Source organism: Nocardioides caricicola (genome assembly GCF_039541135.1).
Taxonomy (GTDB): Bacteria; Actinomycetota; Actinomycetes; order Propionibacteriales; family Nocardioidaceae; genus Nocardioides; species Nocardioides caricicola.
Genome location: NZ_BAABFQ010000003.1, coordinates 212355 through 230417 on the forward strand (window position 1 = coordinate 212355; position 18063 = coordinate 230417).

The 18063-nt window shown below is 72.0% G+C and carries 16 protein-coding genes; 12 read left to right on the forward strand and 4 right to left on the reverse strand.

Going from position 1 to position 18063, the window contains the following annotated elements; all coding sequences use genetic code 11:
- Positions 1-60: 60 nt before the first annotated feature.
- Positions 61-891: a RecB family exonuclease gene (locus tag ABD875_RS02740; RefSeq protein WP_345170948.1), complete on the reverse strand. Its 831-nt coding sequence runs from the start codon at positions 889-891 to the stop codon at positions 61-63.
- 60 nt (positions 892-951) lie between these two features.
- Here ABD875_RS02740 and ABD875_RS02745 point away from each other — a divergent pair, with 60 nt between their 5' ends.
- The 3 genes from ABD875_RS02745 to arc all read left to right on the forward strand — a co-directional run bounded on the left by ABD875_RS02745 (position 952) and on the right by arc (position 4999).
- A complete protein-coding gene (locus ABD875_RS02745) occupies positions 952-2088 on the forward strand; it encodes a site-2 protease family protein (protein WP_345170950.1) in 1137 nt (378 codons plus the stop codon).
- A 9-nt stretch (positions 2089-2097) separates the two neighbouring features.
- On the forward strand, positions 2098-3060 hold the full coding sequence (locus ABD875_RS02750) for a tRNA (adenine-N1)-methyltransferase (RefSeq protein ID WP_345170952.1): 963 nt from the start codon (positions 2098-2100) through the stop codon (positions 3058-3060).
- A gap of 184 nt (positions 3061-3244) precedes the next feature.
- Positions 3245-4999 (forward strand): proteasome ATPase, encoded by a 1755-nt coding sequence (arc, locus tag ABD875_RS02755; RefSeq protein ID WP_345170954.1) that lies wholly within the window; start codon positions 3245-3247, stop codon positions 4997-4999.
- Positions 5000-5104: 105 nt separating this feature from the next.
- Here arc and ABD875_RS02760 read toward each other — a convergent pair whose 3' ends face one another.
- On the reverse strand, positions 5105-6172 hold the full coding sequence (locus tag ABD875_RS02760) for a class I SAM-dependent methyltransferase (RefSeq protein WP_345170956.1): 1068 nt from the start codon (positions 6170-6172) through the stop codon (positions 5105-5107).
- A 128-nt stretch (positions 6173-6300) separates the two neighbouring features.
- Here ABD875_RS02760 and ABD875_RS02765 point away from each other — a divergent pair, with 128 nt between their 5' ends.
- Positions 6301-7011 (forward strand): PIG-L deacetylase family protein, encoded by a 711-nt coding sequence (locus ABD875_RS02765; protein ID WP_345170958.1) that lies wholly within the window; start codon positions 6301-6303, stop codon positions 7009-7011.
- A gap of 31 nt (positions 7012-7042) precedes the next feature.
- Positions 7043-9868 carry an ATP-binding protein gene (locus ABD875_RS02770; RefSeq protein WP_345170960.1) on the forward strand — a complete coding sequence of 942 codons (2826 nt, stop codon included), beginning with the start codon at positions 7043-7045 and terminating at the stop codon, positions 9866-9868.
- Here ABD875_RS02770 and ABD875_RS02775 read toward each other — a convergent pair.
- On the reverse strand, positions 9865-10332 hold the full coding sequence (locus ABD875_RS02775; protein WP_345170962.1) for an aminoacyl-tRNA deacylase: 468 nt from the start codon (positions 10330-10332) through the stop codon (positions 9865-9867). The two genes, ABD875_RS02770 and ABD875_RS02775, sit on opposite strands and share 4 nt — an antisense overlap.
- Positions 10329-10961: a class I SAM-dependent methyltransferase gene (locus tag ABD875_RS02780; protein WP_345170964.1), complete on the reverse strand. Its 633-nt coding sequence runs from the start codon at positions 10959-10961 to the stop codon at positions 10329-10331. Before ABD875_RS02780 ends, ABD875_RS02775 begins: the two co-directional genes overlap by 4 nt.
- Positions 10962-11004: 43 nt before the next feature.
- Here ABD875_RS02780 and dop point away from each other — a divergent pair, with 43 nt between their 5' ends.
- The 7 genes from dop to ABD875_RS02815 all read left to right on the forward strand — a co-directional run bounded on the left by dop (position 11005) and on the right by ABD875_RS02815 (position 18041).
- On the forward strand, positions 11005-12513 hold the full coding sequence (gene dop / locus ABD875_RS02785) for a depupylase/deamidase Dop (RefSeq protein WP_345170965.1): 1509 nt from the start codon (positions 11005-11007) through the stop codon (positions 12511-12513).
- A gap of 17 nt (positions 12514-12530) precedes the next feature.
- A complete protein-coding gene (locus tag ABD875_RS02790; RefSeq protein ID WP_243057638.1) occupies positions 12531-12728 on the forward strand; it encodes a ubiquitin-like protein Pup in 198 nt (65 codons plus the stop codon).
- Positions 12729-12731: 3 nt separating this feature from the next.
- A complete protein-coding gene (prcB, locus tag ABD875_RS02795) occupies positions 12732-13577 on the forward strand; it encodes a proteasome subunit beta (protein WP_345170968.1) in 846 nt (281 codons plus the stop codon).
- Positions 13574-14350: a proteasome subunit alpha gene (prcA, locus tag ABD875_RS02800; protein WP_345170969.1), complete on the forward strand. Its 777-nt coding sequence runs from the start codon at positions 13574-13576 to the stop codon at positions 14348-14350. The genes prcB and prcA overlap by 4 nt, the downstream gene beginning before the upstream one ends.
- 177 nt (positions 14351-14527) lie before the next feature.
- Positions 14528-15493 (forward strand): hypothetical protein, encoded by a 966-nt coding sequence (locus ABD875_RS02805; protein ID WP_345170971.1) that lies wholly within the window; start codon positions 14528-14530, stop codon positions 15491-15493.
- 84 nt (positions 15494-15577) lie between these two features.
- Positions 15578-16939, forward strand: a complete 1362-nt coding sequence (gene pafA / locus ABD875_RS02810; RefSeq protein WP_345170973.1) for a Pup--protein ligase — start codon at positions 15578-15580, stop codon at positions 16937-16939.
- 157 nt (positions 16940-17096) lie between these two features.
- On the forward strand, positions 17097-18041 hold the full coding sequence (locus ABD875_RS02815) for an FKBP-type peptidyl-prolyl cis-trans isomerase (protein ID WP_345170975.1): 945 nt from the start codon (positions 17097-17099) through the stop codon (positions 18039-18041).
- Positions 18042-18063 lie beyond the last annotated feature (22 nt).

The window sequence follows — 18063 nt, forward strand, 5'->3', positions numbered from 1 at the left end:
CCAACCGCACGTTGGGAGCCTTCCCACCTGCGGTTGGTGACCATTCCGTGCGCTGAGCGGCTACTCCGGCAGCGGCGGGGGAGTGCCGCCCCAGGCCGGGCAGATCGCCTGGTGGGCGCACCAGTCGCACTGGCGTCCGGGGCTCGGGCGCCAGTCGCCTTCGTCGGCCGCGAGCCGGATCGCCCGCCAGATCGCCTCGACCTTGCGCTCGGTGGCCAGCAGGTCGCGCTCGTCGGGGACGTAGCGCAGGATCTCGCCGTTGCCGAGGTACACCAGCTGCAGCATCGCGGGCACGACCCCACGGGTGCGCCAGATCACCAGCGCGTAGAACTTCATCTGGAACAGCGCCTTGGCCTCGAACATCTCGCCGGGCGAGCGGCCGGTCTTGTAGTCCACCACCCGGATCGCGCCGTCGGGCGCCACGTCGATGCGGTCGACGAAGCCACGCAGCAGGAGCTTGGACTCGAGGAGCGTCTCGACGTACAGCTCGCGCTCGGCCGGCTCGAGGCGACTCGGGTCCTCGAGCGTGAAGTAGCGGTCCAGCACCTCGCGGCACGACGCCAGCCACTCGTCGGTCGCGGGCATCGCCGCGAGCTCCGGCACCTGCTCGACCAGCACGTCCCACGCAGGCGCGAGCATGCCGCCGGCCCGCTCCGGAGTGCGCTCGGCCGCCGGTAGGTCGAAGAGGTCCTCCAACACCTTGTGGACGACCGTCCCGCGCACGGCGTCCGGGGACGGAGGCTCGGGCAGCCGGTCGATGGTGCGGTAGCGGTAGAGCAGCGGGCAGCTGAGGAAGTCGCCCGCCCGGCTCGGGGAGAGCGCGCCCAGCACGTCGACGCCGTCGACGGGGGTGCCGAGGCGCTCGGCCGGGGACTCCTGCTGCACGCTCACGCCTTCACCCTAGGCGAGCGCACGGACAGCGTTCCGCAGGCCGTCGGCTAGCCTCGAACCGTGCCCGAACAACCGACCCGGCCTCGCCCCGCGGGCACGATCAAGATCGGCACGATCGCCGGCAGCGACGTCCTCGTGTCGTCGTCGTGGTTCCTCGTCGCCGGCCTGATCGCGATCATCATCGCGCCGGCCGTGGAGAACGCCCAGCCGGGGCTCGGTGCGTGGAAGTACCTCGCCGGCTTCGCGTTCGCGGTGATCCTCTACCTCTCCGTGCTGCTCCACGAGGCGTCCCACGCGATCATGGCGCGGCGCTACGGCTTCCCGGTCTCGTCGATCACGCTGCACTTCCTCGGCGGCATGACCGCCATCGAGGGGGAGGCGCGGACAGCGCGCCAGGAGTTCTTCATCGCCGTCGTCGGGCCGCTGACGTCGATCGCAGTCGGCCTGCTCGCCCTGCTCGTGCGGCCGTTCACCCCCGACGGGCTGCTGCTGATGGCGGTGGACGGCCTCGCCGGCGCCAACCTCCTCGTCGGCGCCCTCAACCTCGTGCCCGGCCTGCCGCTCGACGGCGGCCGGGTCCTCAAGTCGCTGGTCTGGAAGGTCGGCGGGGACCCCCACCGAGGGACGCTCGTCGCCGGCTGGGGCGGCCGGGTGACCGCCGTCGCGGTGATGGCGTGGCCGCTGCTCCAGGGCCGGCTGCTGGACGACGAGCCGGACATCCTCGACTTCGCGCTGGCGTTCATCGTGGCGGCCTTCCTCTGGTCGGGCTCCACGGCGGCGATGGCGTCGGCCCGGATGCGGCGCCGGCTGCCGGACCTCGTGGCCCGCCGCCTGGTCCGCCCCGCGCTCGCCGTACCCGGGGACCTGCCGCTCGCGGAGGCGGTACGTCGGGCGCAGGAAGCCGGCGCCGGGAGCATCGTGACCGCGACGTCGGCGGGGGAGCCGGTCGGGATCGTGAACGAGGCCGCGCTCGCGGCGATGCCGGAGGACCGCCGGCCGTGGGTGCAGGTGTCGTCGGTCGCGCGGACGCTGGAAACGGGGCTGCGGCTGCCGGCCGACATCCACGGCGACGACCTGGTGATGGCGATCAGCCGCACGCCGGCGACGGAGTACCTCCTCGTCGAGGCCGACGGCTCGGTGCTCGGGGTGCTCTCGACGGCCGACGTGGATAGGGCGTTCCGCGGGGCCGACCACTAGAGTTCCGGGGTGTCTGAGAGCCCCGAGGTAGCCCCCGATGTCCCCGCCGAGGCCTGGTCCGGTGTCCACCGGGGCCCGCTCCGTCCCGGCGAGTGGATCCGGCTGGTCGACCAGAAGGGGCGGCGCCACAACTTCGAGCTGGTGCCCGGCAAGCGCTTCTTCTCCAACCGCGGACACATCGAGCACGACGAGCTGATCGGCCGCGAGGAGGGCTTCACCGTCACCTCGTCGGCCGGGGGCGAGTACCTCTGCTTCCGCCCGCTGCTCTCGGAGTTCGTCGTCTCGATGCCGCGCGGCGCCGCGGTCGTCTACCCCAAGGACGCCGCACAGATCGTCGCGCTCGCCGACATCTTCCCCGGCGCGCACGTCGTCGAGGCGGGCGTCGGCTCCGGCGCCCTCACCTGCTCGCTGCTGCGCGCTGTCGGGCCCTACGGCCGGGTGTCGTCGTACGAGCGCCGCGAGGAGTTCGCCGAGGTCGCACGCAAGAACGTCCACCAGTTCTTCGGCGCCCCCGAGGGCGAGACCCATCCCGCGTGGCAGCTGACCCTCGGCGACCTCGCCGAGGCGCTGCCCGCGTCCGGCGAGCGCGCCGACCGCGTCATCCTCGACATGCTCGCGCCCTGGGACTGCCTCGACGCCACGGCCGACGCCCTGCGCCCCGGTGGCATCGTCTGCGCGTACGTCGCGACGACCACGCAGCTGTCGAAGTTCGTAGAGACCGTCCGCGTCCACGGCGGCTTCACCGAGCCGCAGGCCTGGGAGTCCCTGGTGCGCGACTGGCACGTCGAGGGTCTCGCCGTCCGCCCCGGCCACAAGATGATCGGCCACACCGCGTTCCTGGTCACCGCACGCCGGATGGCCCCCGGCCAGAAGCCGCCGCTCAAGAAGCGCCGGCCGGCTCCCGGCGCCTACGGACCCGACTACACCGGTCCGCGGCCGGCGGGGATCCCGGTCGACGAGGTGGCCGAGTAGCTCAACTGCGTGGTTGCGGACCTGGTGCGGAATGGTCACCAACCGCATGAATTCCGGGCTCCGGCATGCGGTTGGTGACCATTCCGTGCAGGTCCGTGCGTCCAAATCGTGATCAACACCGCGAAATGAGCCCTTCCCTCCCCGGGTCTCGCGGGTAGGGTCGATCGGACAGGAGGTGGCGCTGATGTCGACATCGGAAGGCGTGTCCGGCTCGGGGGGTCGCAGCCCCGAGGAGCTCGCGAGCCAGGTCCGACTCCTGGAGGCCGAGGTCTCAGACCTCCGCCGCCGGTTGAGTGACGGGCCTCCGGGTTCGCGCGGTCTCGAGCTCCGGCTGGCAGACGCCCAGCGCTCGCTGGCCGGCCTGACGTCGCAGAACGAGCGCCTGGCGCAGACCCTGCGCGAGGCGCGCGACCAGATCCTCAAGCTCAAGGAGGAGGTCGACCGGCTGGCCCAGCCGCCGGCCGGCTTCGGCACGTTCCTCGCCCGCAACGACGACGAGTCGATCGACGTGTTCACCGGTGGCCGCAAGCTCCGCGTGAACGTCAGCCCCAATGTCGACGTCGACGGGCTGCAGCGTGGCCAGGAGGTCATGCTCAACGAGGCCCTCAACGTCGTGGCGGCGCTCGAGTTCGAGCAGGTCGGCGAGGTCGTGATGTTCAAGGAGCTGCTCGCCGACGGCGAGCGCGCCCTGGTCATCGCGAACGCCGACGAGGAGCGCGTCGTCCGTATCGCCGAGCCCCTGCTCGGCGACACGATCCGTGCCGGCGACTCGCTGCTGCTGGACTCCCGCGCCGGCTACGTCTACGAGAAGGTCCCGAAGTCCGAGGTCGAGGAGCTCGTCCTCGAAGAGGTCCCGGACATCGCCTACGAGTCCATCGGCGGCCTGAGTGGCCAGATCGAGCAGATCCGCGACGCCGTGGAGCTGCCGTACCTCCACCCCGAGCTCTTCAAGGAGCACCAGCTCAAGCCCCCGAAGGGCGTGCTCCTCTACGGTCCTCCCGGCTGTGGCAAGACGCTGATCGCCAAGGCGGTCGCGAACTCCCTGGCGAAGAAGGTCAGCGAGAAGACCGGCCAGGAGGGGAAGTCCTACTTCCTCAACATCAAGGGACCCGAGCTCCTCAACAAGTACGTCGGCGAGACCGAGCGTCACATCCGTCTTGTGTTCCAGCGGGCGCGCGAGAAGGCCAGCGGCGGTACGCCGGTCATCGTGTTCTTCGACGAGATGGACTCCCTGTTCCGCACCCGCGGCTCCGGTGTCTCCTCCGACGTCGAGAACACCATCGTCCCGCAGCTGCTGAGCGAGATCGACGGCGTCGAGCTGCTCGAGAACGTCCTCGTGATCGGCGCGTCCAACCGCGAGGACATGATCGACCCCGCGATCCTGCGGCCCGGCCGGCTGGACGTGAAGATCAAGATCGAGCGTCCGGACGCCGAGTCGGCGCGCGACATCTTCAGCAAGTACCTCACCACCTCGCTGCCGCTGCACGCCGACGACGTCGCCGAGTTCGGTGGTGACCGGGAGGCGACCGTCGCCGGAATGATCCGGGCCACGGTCGAGCGGATGTACACCGAGACGGAGGAGAACCGCTTCCTCGAGGTCACCTACGCCAACGGCGACAAGGAGGTCCTGTACTTCAAGGACTTCAACTCGGGCGCGATGATCCAGAACATCGTCGACCGCGCCAAGAAGATGGCGATCAAGGACTTCCTCGACCACGACCAGCACGGCCTGCGGGTCTCGCACCTGCTCCAGGCGTGCGTGGACGAGTTCAAGGAGAACGAGGACCTCCCGAACACCACGAACCCCGACGACTGGGCCCGCATCTCCGGCAAGAAGGGCGAGCGGATCGTGTTCATCCGCACGCTCATCACCGGCAAGCAGGGCACCGAGCCGGGCCGATCCATCGACACGGTCTCGAACACCGGTCAGTACCTCTGACCCCGGGTCCCACACGGGGCTCGAGGGGCACGGTTTGGTCACCAACCGCACGTGGGAGCGTGCCCAACCTGCGGTTGGTGACCATTCCGCAACCCTGCGCCCGACTCAGGGCCGTGCCTCGATCACGAGGTTGCCGACCGACGCGGCCGCGACCCGCGCCGAGGAGAAGCCCGCCTCGACGAACGCCGCGGTGAGCTTGGCGGGGCCGGCCTGGGCGCCGAGCGCGGCGCCGCCGTCGGCGATGCTGTGCGGCACGCACAGGCACGAGCTCGCCGCGTAGAACGGCAGGGCGACCGGGTTGAGGAGGTTGTCCTCGAGCCGGTCCTCGGCGTACGGCTCGACCGCGAAGGCGACACCGCCGGGCGCCAGGAGGGACCGGGCGTGCGCGAGCACGCCCACCGGGTCGCCCATGTCGTGGACGGCGTCGAAGAAGCAGACGAGGTCGAAGGCGCCGTCGTACGCCGACGCGTCACCGACCTCGAACCGCACCCGGTCGGCCACGCCGGCGCCCTGGGCCGCGACCCGGGCCCGGCGCACGGACTCCTCGTGGGAGTCGATGCCGACGAACGTCGACCGCGGGAACGCCTCGGCCATCAGGATGGTCGCGGTGCCGAGGCCGCAGCCGACGTCGGCGACCCGGATGCCGCGCTCCAGCCGCTCGACGAGGCCGTCGACGCCCGGCAGCCACTCGGCGACCAGGGAGTTGCGGTACGCCACGCTGTAGAAGCGGTCGACACCGGTGTAGAGCCGCGGGTCGTGGTCGTGCCAGGCGACGCCGTCCCCGGTCACGTAGGCGTTCGCCAGCTTGTCGGTCGCCGCCCACACCGCCGCGATCACCTCGTACGTCGCTGCCGCGAAGGCCGGGCCGGTCTCGTCGGCCAGGACCATGGCGGCCTCGGCGGTGAGCGAGAACGAGGCGGTGGCGGCGTCGTACTGCACGTAGCCGGCGGCGGCCTGGGCGCTGAGCCACTCGCGCAGGTACCGCTCGGCGAGCCCGGAGCGCTCGGCGAGCTGCGCGCTGGTGACGGCGTCGACCGACGCCAGGGTGCGCCACAGGCCGAGCCGGTCGCCGAGGTACACGAGCACGGCGTTGTAGGCGGCGGCCTGGTCGACGGCGACCTTGCCGTAGAACTCCTCGACGGCGGTCGGGTCGATCTCGGTCTGGATGGTCATGGGGATCCTCTCGGTGGTCCGGCGCCGGGGTGGCGCCGTGGTCCACCGACGTTCCCGCGGCGGGCTGTCGCGCGACTGTCACCGCGACGTGACAGGGCGATGACAGCGGATCCGGGCACGCTGTCCCCATGATCGAACTCAGCGACCTCGGCACCGTGCTCACCGTGTGGGCCCATCCCGACGACGAGACGTACCTGGTCGGCGGCCTGGCCGCGGTCCGGCTGGACTCGGGCGCCCGGACGGTCTGCGTCACCGCCACCCGGGGCGAGGCGGCCGACCCGGATGCCTCGCCGGGGGAGCGGGTGGCGCTCGGCGCCCTGCGTACCCGCGAGCTGGACCGGGCCCTGGCGCTGCTCGGCGTGCACGAGCACCACTGGTTGGACTACCCGGACGGCCGGTGCGCGGAGGTCGACCCGGGCGAGGCCGCCGCCCGGCTGGCCTGCGTTCTGGACGACGTCCGGCCCGACACGGTCATCACGTTCGGCCCCGACGGGTTCACCGGCCACCCGGACCACCGGGCCGTCAGCGGCTGGGTCGACCGCGCGCTGACGCTCTCGTCGCTGCGACCGCTGCTGCTGCACCCGGTCGCGGTCGAGCCGGCGGTCGACCCCGCGCTCGACGAGGACTTCGGGGTGTTCGAGCTCGGCCGGCCCCGCATCTGCACCTCGGACGAGCTGGCCCTGAGCGTGCCGCTGGCGGGAGCGGCGCTGGACCGCAAGGTCGAGGCGCTGCTCGCCCAGGAGTCCCAGACCGCCGGGCTGGTCTCGGCGGTCGGCCACGAGCGGTTCCGGGCCTGGGTCGCGACCGAGCGCTTCGCCGTACCTCTGCAAACCGCGTGACGGCCACGCCGTGCTGCGGCACAGTGCGAGCATGCTCGCCGTCGACCTGCTGGGGCCGCTCGCGCTCCGGGTCGACGGCGCGCCGGTCGCCGTCCCGGGCCGGCAGCGCCGGGTGCTGCTCGCGCTGCTGGCTCTGGCCGGCGGCCGGCCGGTCGGCGTCGGGCGGCTGATCGACGCACTGTGGGAGGACGCGCCGCCGGAGAACGCCGAGCAGGCGCTCTACAACCACGTGTCCCGGCTGCGCGGGCACCTGCGTCCCCACGGCGACCGGCTCGAACGGGTCGCGGCGGGCTACCGGTTGCGGCTGGAGCCCGGCGAGCTCGACGTCGACTTCGTCCGCGGCCTCGCCGGCTCCGACCCGGCCGGGGCGCTGGCCCAGTGGCGTGGTGCGGCCCTCGAGGAGTTCCGCAGCGTGCCCGACCTGGAGATCGAGTCTGTCGCCCTGGACGAGCTCCGGTTGCGCCTCGTCGACGACGTGCTCGAGCAGCGCCTCGTCGCAGGCGACGGCTCGGTGACGGCCGACGCCCGGGCGGCCGCAGCCGCAGCGCCGCTGCGGGAGCGGACGGCGCAGCTGCTGGTCCGGGCGCTCGCCGCCGACGGGCGCGCCGCGGAGGCGCTGGCCGAGGCGGCGACTTACCGCCGTCGCCTTGCCGACGAGACCGGGCTGGACCCCAGCCCCGAGCTGGCCGTCCTGGAGCAACAGGTCGCGGCCGGGCCGCTCCGGCACCGGGTCGCCCGCCCGACCGGGCCGCTCGTCGGGCGCACCCTTGAGCGCGAGGACGTGCTGCGCCTGCTGGCCGACAACGCGACGGTCACCGTCACCGGGCCCGGCGGTGTCGGCAAGACCCGCCTCGCCCTCGAGATCGCGGCCGAGCTCAGTGCGTCGGGCGAGGAGGACGTCGCGGTCGTGGCGCTCGCGGCCGTCGACCGGGCCGACCGGCTCTGCCAGGCGATCGCCTCGACCCTGGGGCTCCGGACGAGCGGCCACGTGGCCGCCGCCGACGTCGCCGCGGCGCTGGCGCACCGGCGCCTGCTGCTGGTGCTGGACAACTGCGAGCACCTCGCCGACGGCTGTCGCGACGTGGTGGCGACGGTACGGCAGGCCGCGCCCGGCGTCCGGGTGCTCGCCACCTCGCGGGTGACCCTCCACGTGCCGGGGGAGTACGTCGTGCGGCTCCAGCCGTTCTCGGTGCCCCGCGACGTCGGCGACCTGGCCTCGCTGCGCCGGCAGCCGGCGGTCCGGGCGTTCGTCGAGCACGCCCGGCGCCGGCTCCCGGACTTCGACGTCCAGGAGGCGGACGCCGCAGACGTCGTCGAGGTGCTCCGGCGCCTCGACGGACTGCCCTTGGGGATCGAGCTGGCCGCCCGCCAGGTGAGCGTCATGCCGGTCCGGGAGGTACGCCGGCGCCTCGACCGGGCCCTCGACCTCGCGACCGGCCGCGCCGGCGCGGACGACGCGCGGCAGCGCACCCTGCGGGCCACGATCGACTCGTCGTACCAGCTGCTCGCACCGGCCGAGCGGGCGCTCCTGCTCGCCCTGGCGCCGTTCCCCGGTGGCGTCGACCTGGCGACCGTCGAATCGATCGCGCCGGGGCCGGACGACCCCGTCGACCTGCTGCACCGGCTGGTGGACGCCTCGCTCCTCAGCGCCGATCCCGTGTGGGGGCGGTACCGCCTGCTGTACACGGTCCGCGGGTTCCTCCTCGACGAGCTCGCCGGCACCGGTGGGCTGGACGCCGCGCAGGAGGTTTTCGTCGCGCGCTGCGTCGCGCTGGCCGAGGAGCTCGGCGACGCGGCGATCGGGCCCGACGAGGTGGCCGCGGACCGTCGGCTGCGCACCGAGCTCGACAACCTGCGCGCCGCCTGGGACCTCGCCGCCGCCCGCGGTGACCACGATGCGCGGATCCAGATGACGACGGCGCTCGGTGACGCGATGACGTGGCGCGACCTCCGCGAGCTCTGGGCCTGGGCGCGGGAGCTGGCCGGGGACCCGGCGATCGCGGCTCATCCGCGGCTCGCCGAGGTGCTCGGGACCGCCGCCGAGGCGGCGCGGCTCGTCGGCGACCTCGACGAGGCGGCCCGCCTGGCCGACGCGACCATGGCCGCGGTCGGTCCGGACGCCGGGGCGGCCTACCTCGCCTGGTCGGTGCGCGGGTCGGTGGCGCACTTCCGCGGCGACTTCACCGCCGCCCGCGACCACTGGGTCCGCGCCGGCGAGAGCCGCGGCCGGACCGCGGGCGCCTGGCTCGCCTCGGCCGCCCTCGCGTCGTCGTACGGCGGTGACGGGGCGACCGCGCGGACGCTCCTCGACCGCGCGCACGCCGCCGACGAGCGCACCCGGTGCCCGTCCCAGATCGCGTTCGCGACGTACGTCGAGGGCGAGCTGCGGGTGACGCGCGAGCCCGAGGAGTCGATCCCGTTCTACGTCGAGGCGATCGCGACCGCACGGGGCTGCGGTGCGCGTTTCGTCGAGGGCGTCGCGGGCGTCGCGCTCGCGTCGGCGCGGGAACGTGCGGGGGACGTCTCGGGCGCCGCGGCCCAGTACGCCGAGCTCCTGACCTCGTGGCAGCGCAGCGGGCACTCCACCCAGCTGTGGACGACCGCGCGCAACGCCGCCGGGCTGCTGGCTCGCGCCGGCCGTCGGCACACGGCGGCGCTGGCCCTGGTCTGCGCCGACCTGCAGCCGGGCGCGGCCGCGGTCAGTCCGGCGATCGCGCGGCACAGCGGCCGGCAGTTCGTGCCGCTGACCGACCTCGTGGCCGCCGAGGAGGTCGCCGGTCTCCGCGCCGAGGTCGCCCGGCTGTCGCCGGCTGGTGTGCTCGACCTGCTGCGGCAGGAGCTGGCCGGGATCGGCTAGGGGTCGCTCACCTCGGTGACGTCGGCGACCGTCGCACCCAGCGCCGCGACCAGCTCGCCGGAGTCGACGGTGAACGCGACGCCGTGCGCGCCGGCGCCGATGCTGACCCGGCCGCCGATCGACGCGTCCGCGATCACCGGCAGCGGCGTACTGCTGCCCAGTGGCGTGATCGTCCCGCGCACGTAGCCGGTGACGTCGTACGCCGCGTCCGCGCTCGGCATCGACAGCCGGTTCACGCCCAGCAGCGCCCGCAGCTTCGGCCAGGCGATCTCGCGGTCGCCGGGCACCAGCACGAAGCGGTGGTCGCCCTCGGACACGCGCACCACCATGGTCTTCAGGAGCTGGTGCGGCTCGATCCCGCGCGCTGCGGCCGCCTCCTCGAGCGAGCGGACCGGGCCGTGCCGGGTGACGGTGTGGGCCAGGCCGAGCTCCCGCGCGGCCGCCACCGCGCGCTCCTCGCTCACGCGGCCTCCACCGCGCGGTAGACGCCGCGGTAGACGTAGCCCCACGGGTGGCTCAGCGCCGGACCGGGCAGGTACTCGGCCCGCAGGGCGACCTCGGTGAGACCGGCGGCCTCGACCAGCGCGGGGACGTCCCTGCTGAGGTGGCAGCCCCCTGCGACCGTGCGCTGCAGGGGGTCGAGACGGCGCTGCCAGCGGGCGACGCGCTCGTCGGAGGAGAGTCCGTGCTCGAGGAGGTGCAGCGTGCCGCCCGGTGCCAGGACCCGGCGCACCTCGGCGAGGGCGAGGGCAGGGTCCGGGATCGTGCAGAGCGTGAACGTGGTCAGCACGGCGTCGTACCGGCCGTCCGGGGCGGACAGCCGCTGACCGTCCAGGCCGACGCGCTCGACCGGCACCCGGGCGCGCTCGCGCCGGCCCGCGGACATGGTCCAGCCGACGTCCGACGGCTCGACGGCGTCGACGGCGGTGACCTCGGGCGGGTAGAGGTCGGTGTTGAGCCCGCTGCCGTACCCGAGCTCGAGCACGCGCCCCGACAGCCCGGCCACGGCGGCGGTCCGCAGCCGCATCACCGGGGCCGTCGACAGGCTGCGGTCGGCCAGGTGCGGCACGACGCGATCGGTCCACATGCCCATGGGTCGAGGCTACTGCGCTGACCGCTCGCGTACGCTCGGGAACATGAGTGTGCGGCGGGTGATGGGGACCGAAGTGGAGTACGGCATCGCCGTGCAGGGCCAGCCGCTGGCCAACCCGATGGTCGCCTCCTCGCAGGTCGTCAACGCGTACGCGTCGGCGACCGTGAAGGCGCGCCGCGCGCGCTGGGACTTCGAGGAGGAGTCACCGCTGCGCGACGCCCGCGGCTTCGACATGTCGCGCCAGGTCGCCGACCCGACCCAGCTGACCGACGAGGACCTCGGGCTCGCGAACGTGATCCTCACCAACGGCGCGCGGCTGTACGTCGACCACGCCCACCCGGAGTACTCCACGCCGGAGGTCACCAACCCGCTCGACATCGTGCGGTGGGACAAGGCGGGGGAGCAGGTGATGCTCGACGCGCAGCGCCGGGCCAGCCAGCTGCCGGGCGGCGCCCCGATCGCGCTGTACAAGAACAACACCGACAACAAGGGCGCGTCGTACGGCGCCCACGAGAACTACCTGATGCGGCGCTCGACGCCGTTCGGCGACATCGTGCGGCACCTGACGCCGTTCTTCGTCAGCCGGCAGGTCGTCTGCGGGGCCGGCCGGGTCGGGATCGGGCAGGACGGGCGCGAGCACGGCTTCCAGGTCAGCCAGCGCGCCGACTTCTTCGAGGTCGAGGTCGGGCTGGAGACGACGCTCAAGCGTCCGATCATCAACACCCGCGACGAGCCGCACGCGGACCCGGAGCGGTACCGGCGCCTGCACGTGATCATCGGCGACGCGAACCTGGCCGAGGTGTCGACGTACCTCAAGGTCGGCACGACCGCCCTGGTGCTCGCGATGATCGAGGAGCGCTTCATCACCGGGGACCTCAGCATCGAGGGCCCCGTGGCCGGACTGCGCGCGATCTCGCACGATCCCACGCTCCGGCAGACCGTCACGCTGCACGACGGCCGGAAGCTGACCGCCATCCAGCTGCAGCTGGAGTACCTCGACCTCGCGCGGAAGTTCGTCGAAGACCGGTACGGCGCCGACGCGGACGCCCAGACGGTCGACGTGCTGGCCCGGTGGGAGTCGGTCCTCGACCGGCTCGAGCGGGACCCGATGCTCTGCGCCGGCGAGCTCGACTGGGTGGCGAAGCTGAAGCTGCTCGAGCAGTACCGCCAGCGCGACGGCCTGTCGTGGGACGACGCGAAGCTGCAGCTGATCGACCTGCAGTACTCCGACATCCGCCCCGAGAAGGGCCTCTACCACCGGCTGGTCGCCGGCGGCCGGATCGAGCGGCTGCTCGACGACGCCGCGATCGAGGACGCCATGCACGACCCGCCGGAGGACACCCGGGCCTACTTCCGCGGCCGCTGCCTCGAGAAGTACGCCGAGCACGTCGCCGCCGCCTCCTGGGACTCGGTGATCTTCGACCTGCCCGGGCGGGAGTCGCTGCAGCGGGTCCCGACGATCGACCCGCTGCGCGGCAGCAAGGCGCACGTCGGCGAGCTGCTGGACCGCAGTGAGACGGCGGAGGCCCTTTTCACCGCTCTCACCCGGTGAGTGGCTAGGGTCGTCCCATGGCACAGGAGCAGAAGCAGCCGCGCAAGGGCTCGGAGACCGAGGAGGCCGTCGAGACGGCCCCCGAGACCGACGTCGCCGAGCGCAAGGAAGCGCTCGACAGCGACATCGACGACATCCTCGACGAGATCGACGACGTGCTCGAGACCAACGCCGAGGACTTCGTGAAGTCGTTCATCCAGAAGGGCGGGGAGTAGGCCTTGGGCGACCCGCGACTCCCGGCCGCTTTCCTGCAGCCGGGCACCTCGTCGTTCAGCGACTTCCTCGCCGAGCAGGCGCCCGACCTGCTGCCGGGGCGCCGCGCCGTTCCCCAGGGCCACGCGGGCGACCTGGCGCCGCACGGCACCACGATCGTCGCGGCGACGTTCCCCGGCGGTGTGGTGATGGCCGGTGACCGGCGCGCCACGATGGGCAACATCATCGCCCAGCGCGACATCGAGAAGGTCTTCCCGGCCGACGAGTACTCCGCGGTCGGCATCGCCGGCACCGCCGGGCTCGCGGTGGAGATGGTGCGGCTGTTCCAGACCGAGCTCGAGCACTACGAGAAGATCGAGGGCACCACGCTCTCGATGGACGGCAAGGCCAACCGGCTCGCGACGCTGATCCGCTCGAACCTGGGCATGGCGATGCAGGGCCTGGCCGTCGTACCCCTGTTCGCGGGGTTCGACCTCACGACCGACCAGGGCCGGATCTTCAGCTACGACGTGACCGGCGGCCGCTACGAGGAGACCGCGTTCCACTCGGTCGGCTCCGGCTCGCTGTTCGCCCGCGGGTCGTTGAAGAAGCTCTACCGCGAGGACCTCGACGCGACCGGCTGCGTGACCGCGGTCGTGCAGGCGCTGTACGACGCCGCCGACGACGACTCGGCGACCGGGGGACCGGACCTGACCCGGCGGATCTTCCCCGTCGTGCAGGTGATCACCGCCGACGGCGGTCGCCGGATGCCCGACGCCGAGGTCGCCGCGATCGCCGACATCGTGATCGCCGGCCGGATGCAGCGCCCCGACGGCCCGGCCGCGCCGCTGACCGGAGGTGACGCGCGATGAGCATGCCGTTCTACGTCTCGCCCGAGCAGCTGATGAAGGACCGGGCGGACTTCGCCCGCAAGGGGATCGCCCGGGGCCGGTCGGTGGTGGCCGTGCAGTATGCCGACGGCGTGCTGTTCGTCTCCGAGAACCCGTCCCAGGCGCTGCACAAGGTCTCCGAGATCTACGACCGGATCGCGTTCGCCGCGGTCGGCCGCTACAACGAGTTCGAGAACCTGCGCATCGCCGGAGTCCGTCTCGCCGACATGCGCGGCTACGCCTACGACCGGCGCGACGTCACCGGCCGCGGTCTCGCGAACGCCTACGCCCAGACCCTCGGCACGATCTTCTCCAGTGGCGGCGAGAAGCCGTACGAGGTCGAGCTGTTCGTCGCCGAGATCGGCGACTCGCCCGCCGACGACCAGCTCTACCGGTTGACGTACGACGGCCAGGTCGCCGACGAGCACGGCTACGCCGTGATGGGCGGCGCCGCGGACGTCGTCGCCACGCACCTGGAGGAGCACTACACCGAGGGCGCGACGCTCGAGGCGGCGGTCCGGCTCGCGGTCTCCGCGCTCGGCCACTCCGAGTCCGACGACCGGGTCATCCCCGTCGAGGACCTCGAGGTCGCCGTCCTGGACCGCACCCGCACCCAGCCCCGCAAGTTCAGCCGGCTCAGCCCGGCCCGGCTCCAGGCGCTGCTCGGTGAGCGCGGCGCGTCGACGTCGGCCCCCGATGTCGCCGACGCCGCTGCCCCGCCGTCCGCCGAACCGCCCATCGCGCCGCCCGGCTGAGGCTGGCTGCGCCGACTGTCTGACGTTGCACGGAATGGTCACCAACCGCACCCGGGAGCGCTCCCGTCCTGCGGTTGGTGACCATTCCGCGTCAACAGGTCGGTTCCGAGACGTCCCCATCCACAGCCCAGCCTGGCGCCATTTCGTCGCGGCCGGATCGGACGCAGGGTCTGGGGCATGGAAACGCATGCCGACGACCCGTTCCGGGGCGAGATCCGACTGGCCAGCCATCGACGAGTCAGCCATGGTCTTGGTCTGCGGATCCGGAGCGACCTCTCTGCCGACGAGGAGTTCGAACGCGAGCTTCGCGCGTACCTCCTCGTCCTCCCACCGTCCGCGGTGTTCACGCACCTCACTGCCGCGCGGCTGCTGGGCTGGCAGCTGCCGAAGCTTCCCGAGCAGGTCCCGGTGTTCGTCGCCGTCGACCAAGAAGCGCCCCGACCGCGACGGCACGGACTCATCGTGTCCCGCCTCGTCCGCGAGCGGCGGCCCGTCCGCCGCGTCGGACTGCCGGTCGAAGCCGCGGAGGAGGTTCTCCTTCGATCCGCCCGGGACCTGGGCCTCCTGGACCTGGTCGTTCTCGTCGACTCGGCGCTGCGGTGCGGTGACCTCGACCCGCGCCGCATGGAGGAACTTCTGGCGAGCGGGCGCCCCGGCGTCCGGATGCTCCGCGAGGCATGGCGTCGCGCTACCGGACGCGCCGAGTCTGGCGGAGAGACGCTGCTGCAGCAGTTCCACGTCGTGATGGAGGTCCCGTTCACGGCACAGGCCGAGATCCACGACGACCGCGGGCGGTTCCTGGGCCGAGCGGACCTCCTGGTCGCGGGCACGACGATGCTTCACGAGTACGACGGCGCCCACCACCGCGACCAACGGCAACACCGTTCCGACCTACGTCGAGATCGCCGCCTCACCAATGCCGACTACACCCGGCGCGGGTTCGTCCTGGACGACCTGATCAACCACGCCGGCGTGGTGATGCACGAGATCGACCGTGCGCTGGGTCGTCCGCACGACCTTCGCCGCCTCTGGCGCTGGCAGGCTCTCGTCGCCAACTCGCTGTACTCAGAGACCGGCCGGGAGCGGATGATGAACCGCTGGCGACGGCAGAACGGAATCATCGATTGGTCACGAACCGCATGATCGGGCGCCGATTTCCTGCGGTTGGTGACCAAACCGCGACCTCAGTAGCCGCGCGGGCGACCAACCTGCGCCTAGTCTGAGGACGTGGACCGGCGGATCTTCGGCATCGAGAACGAGTACGGCGTGACGTGCACGTTCAAAGGCCAGCGACGCCTGAGCCCGGACGAGGTGGCGCGCTACCTGTTCCGCAAGGTGGTCAGCTGGGGTCGCAGCAGCAACGTCTTCCTGCGCAACGGCGCCCGGCTGTACCTCGACGTCGGCAGCCATCCGGAGTACGCCACGCCCGAGTGCGACGACGTCGTCGAACTGGTGACGCACGACAAGGCGGGGGAGAGGGTCCTCGAGGGACTGCTCCTGGACGCCGAGCAGCGGCTGCACGACGAGGGCATCGCCGGCGAGATCTACCTGTTCAAGAACAACACCGACTCTGCGGGCAACTCCTATGGCTGCCACGAGAACTACCTCGTCGGCCGGGCGGGGGAGTTCTCCCGGCTCGCCGACGTGCTGATCCCGTTCCTGGTGACCCGACAGATCATCGTCGGCGCGGGCAAGATCACCCAGACGCCGCGGGGTGCCAGCTACAGCGTCTCCCAGCGCGCCGAGCACATCTGGGAGGGCGTCTCCAGCGCCACCACCCGCAGCCGGCCGATCATCAACACCCGCGACGAGCCGCACGCCGACGCGGAGAAGTACCGCCGCCTGCACGTGATCGTCGGCGACAGCAACATGAGCGAGACGACCACGATGCTCAAGGTCGCCAGCTGCGACCTGGTGCTGCGGATGATCGAGGAGGGCGTGGTGATGCGCGACCTCACGATGGAGAACCCGATCCGCGCGATCCGCGAGATCTCCCACGACGTCACCGGCCGCCGCAAGATCCGGCTCGCGAACGGCCGCGAGGCCAGCGCGCTCGACATCCAGCAGGAGTACCTCCAGAAGGCGCGTGACTTCGTCGACCGCCGCGAGATCAGTACGCCGACCATCGAGGCCGCCCTCGACCTGTGGGAGCGCGGGCTGAAGGCCGTCGAGGCCGACGACCTGAGCCTGGTCGACCGCGAGATCGACTGGGTCATCAAGTGGAAGCTGATCGAGCAGTACCGCGCCAAGCACGGGCTGCCCCTCGGCCACCCGCGGATCGCGCAGCTGGACCTCGCCTACCACGACATCCACCGCGGCCGGGGGCTGTACTACCTGCTCGAGAAGCGCGGCATGGTCGCCCGGGTCACCACCGACCTGAAGATCTTCGAGGCGAAGTCGGTCCCGCCCCAGACCACGCGCGCCCGGCTGCGTGGCGAATTCATCCGCAAGGCGCAGGAACGCCGGCGCGACTTCACCGTCGACTGGGTGCACCTCAAGCTCAACGACCAGGCCCAGCGCACCGTGCTGTGCAAGGACCCGTTCCGGGCCCACGACGAACGGGTGCAGCGCCTGATCGACGGCATGTGACCCCCACGGAATGGTCACCAACCGCATGCCGGCAGGCTGCGGACATGCGGTTGGTGACCATTCCGTGACCCGACAGGGCCCACCTCACAGCGCGCACTCAGGCACGCCGGATAGTGTGGCCGCGCTGTCCCAGCACCCGACTGTGAAGGTTGAACCTGTGTCTCGACGTCTCCGACGCCTCCCGCTGCTCCTCGTCCCCGCGCTGCTCGCGACCTCCCTGGCCGCCTGCGGCAGCGACTCGGGCGGCGCCAGCGACTCCTCCGGCAGTGACGACGCGCTGCACGGCATCGTCATCACCGGTGACATCGGGTCGGCGCCGGAGGTCGAGTGGAACGGCGAGCTCGAGACCGACGAGACCGAGACCACGGTCGTGACCGAGGGCGACGGCGACGAGGTCGTCGAGGGCGACCAGGTCCAGGCCAACCTGTGGGTCGGCAACGGCACGACGCAGGAGCAGGCCTACAGCACATACGACGAGGGCGGTACCGCGGAGACCGTGCGCGCCAGCGAGGACCTGAGCCCGGTCTTCAAGGAGGCCGTGCTCGGCCAGACGCTCGGCTCCCGGGTGGCGGTGACCACGACCGCCGCGGAGGCGTTCGGCGAGGCCGGCAACCCGAACATGGGCATCGGCAACAAGGACACCGTCCTGATCATCGTCGACCTCATGGAGATCTACGAGCCGCCGACACCGAAGGACGTCCCGGCCTCGGAGATGCCAAAGGTCGTGGAGGAGAAGGGCAAGCCGGTCGGCCTCGACTTCACCGGCCTCCCGGAGCCCAAGGCCGACGACGACCTCAAGCGCACGGTCATCGAGGAGGGTGACGGCGAGGAGGTCACCACCGAGATGACCATCAAGGTCAACTACCTCGGCTCGACGTACAAGGCCAAGGAGCCGTTCGACGAGAGCTACAGCGCCGAGCCGGTCGAGTTCGCGCTCACCGGGGTCGTCCAGGGCTGGACCTACGGCCTCGAGGGCGTCAAGGTCGGCAGCCGCGTGCTGCTGGCGATCCCGCCGGCGCTCGGGTACGGCGCCACCGAGCAGGAGAACATCCCGGCGAACAGCACGCTGTACTTCGTCGTCGACGTCATCTCCGCCAAGTAGCAACGCAGAACACCTAGCAAGA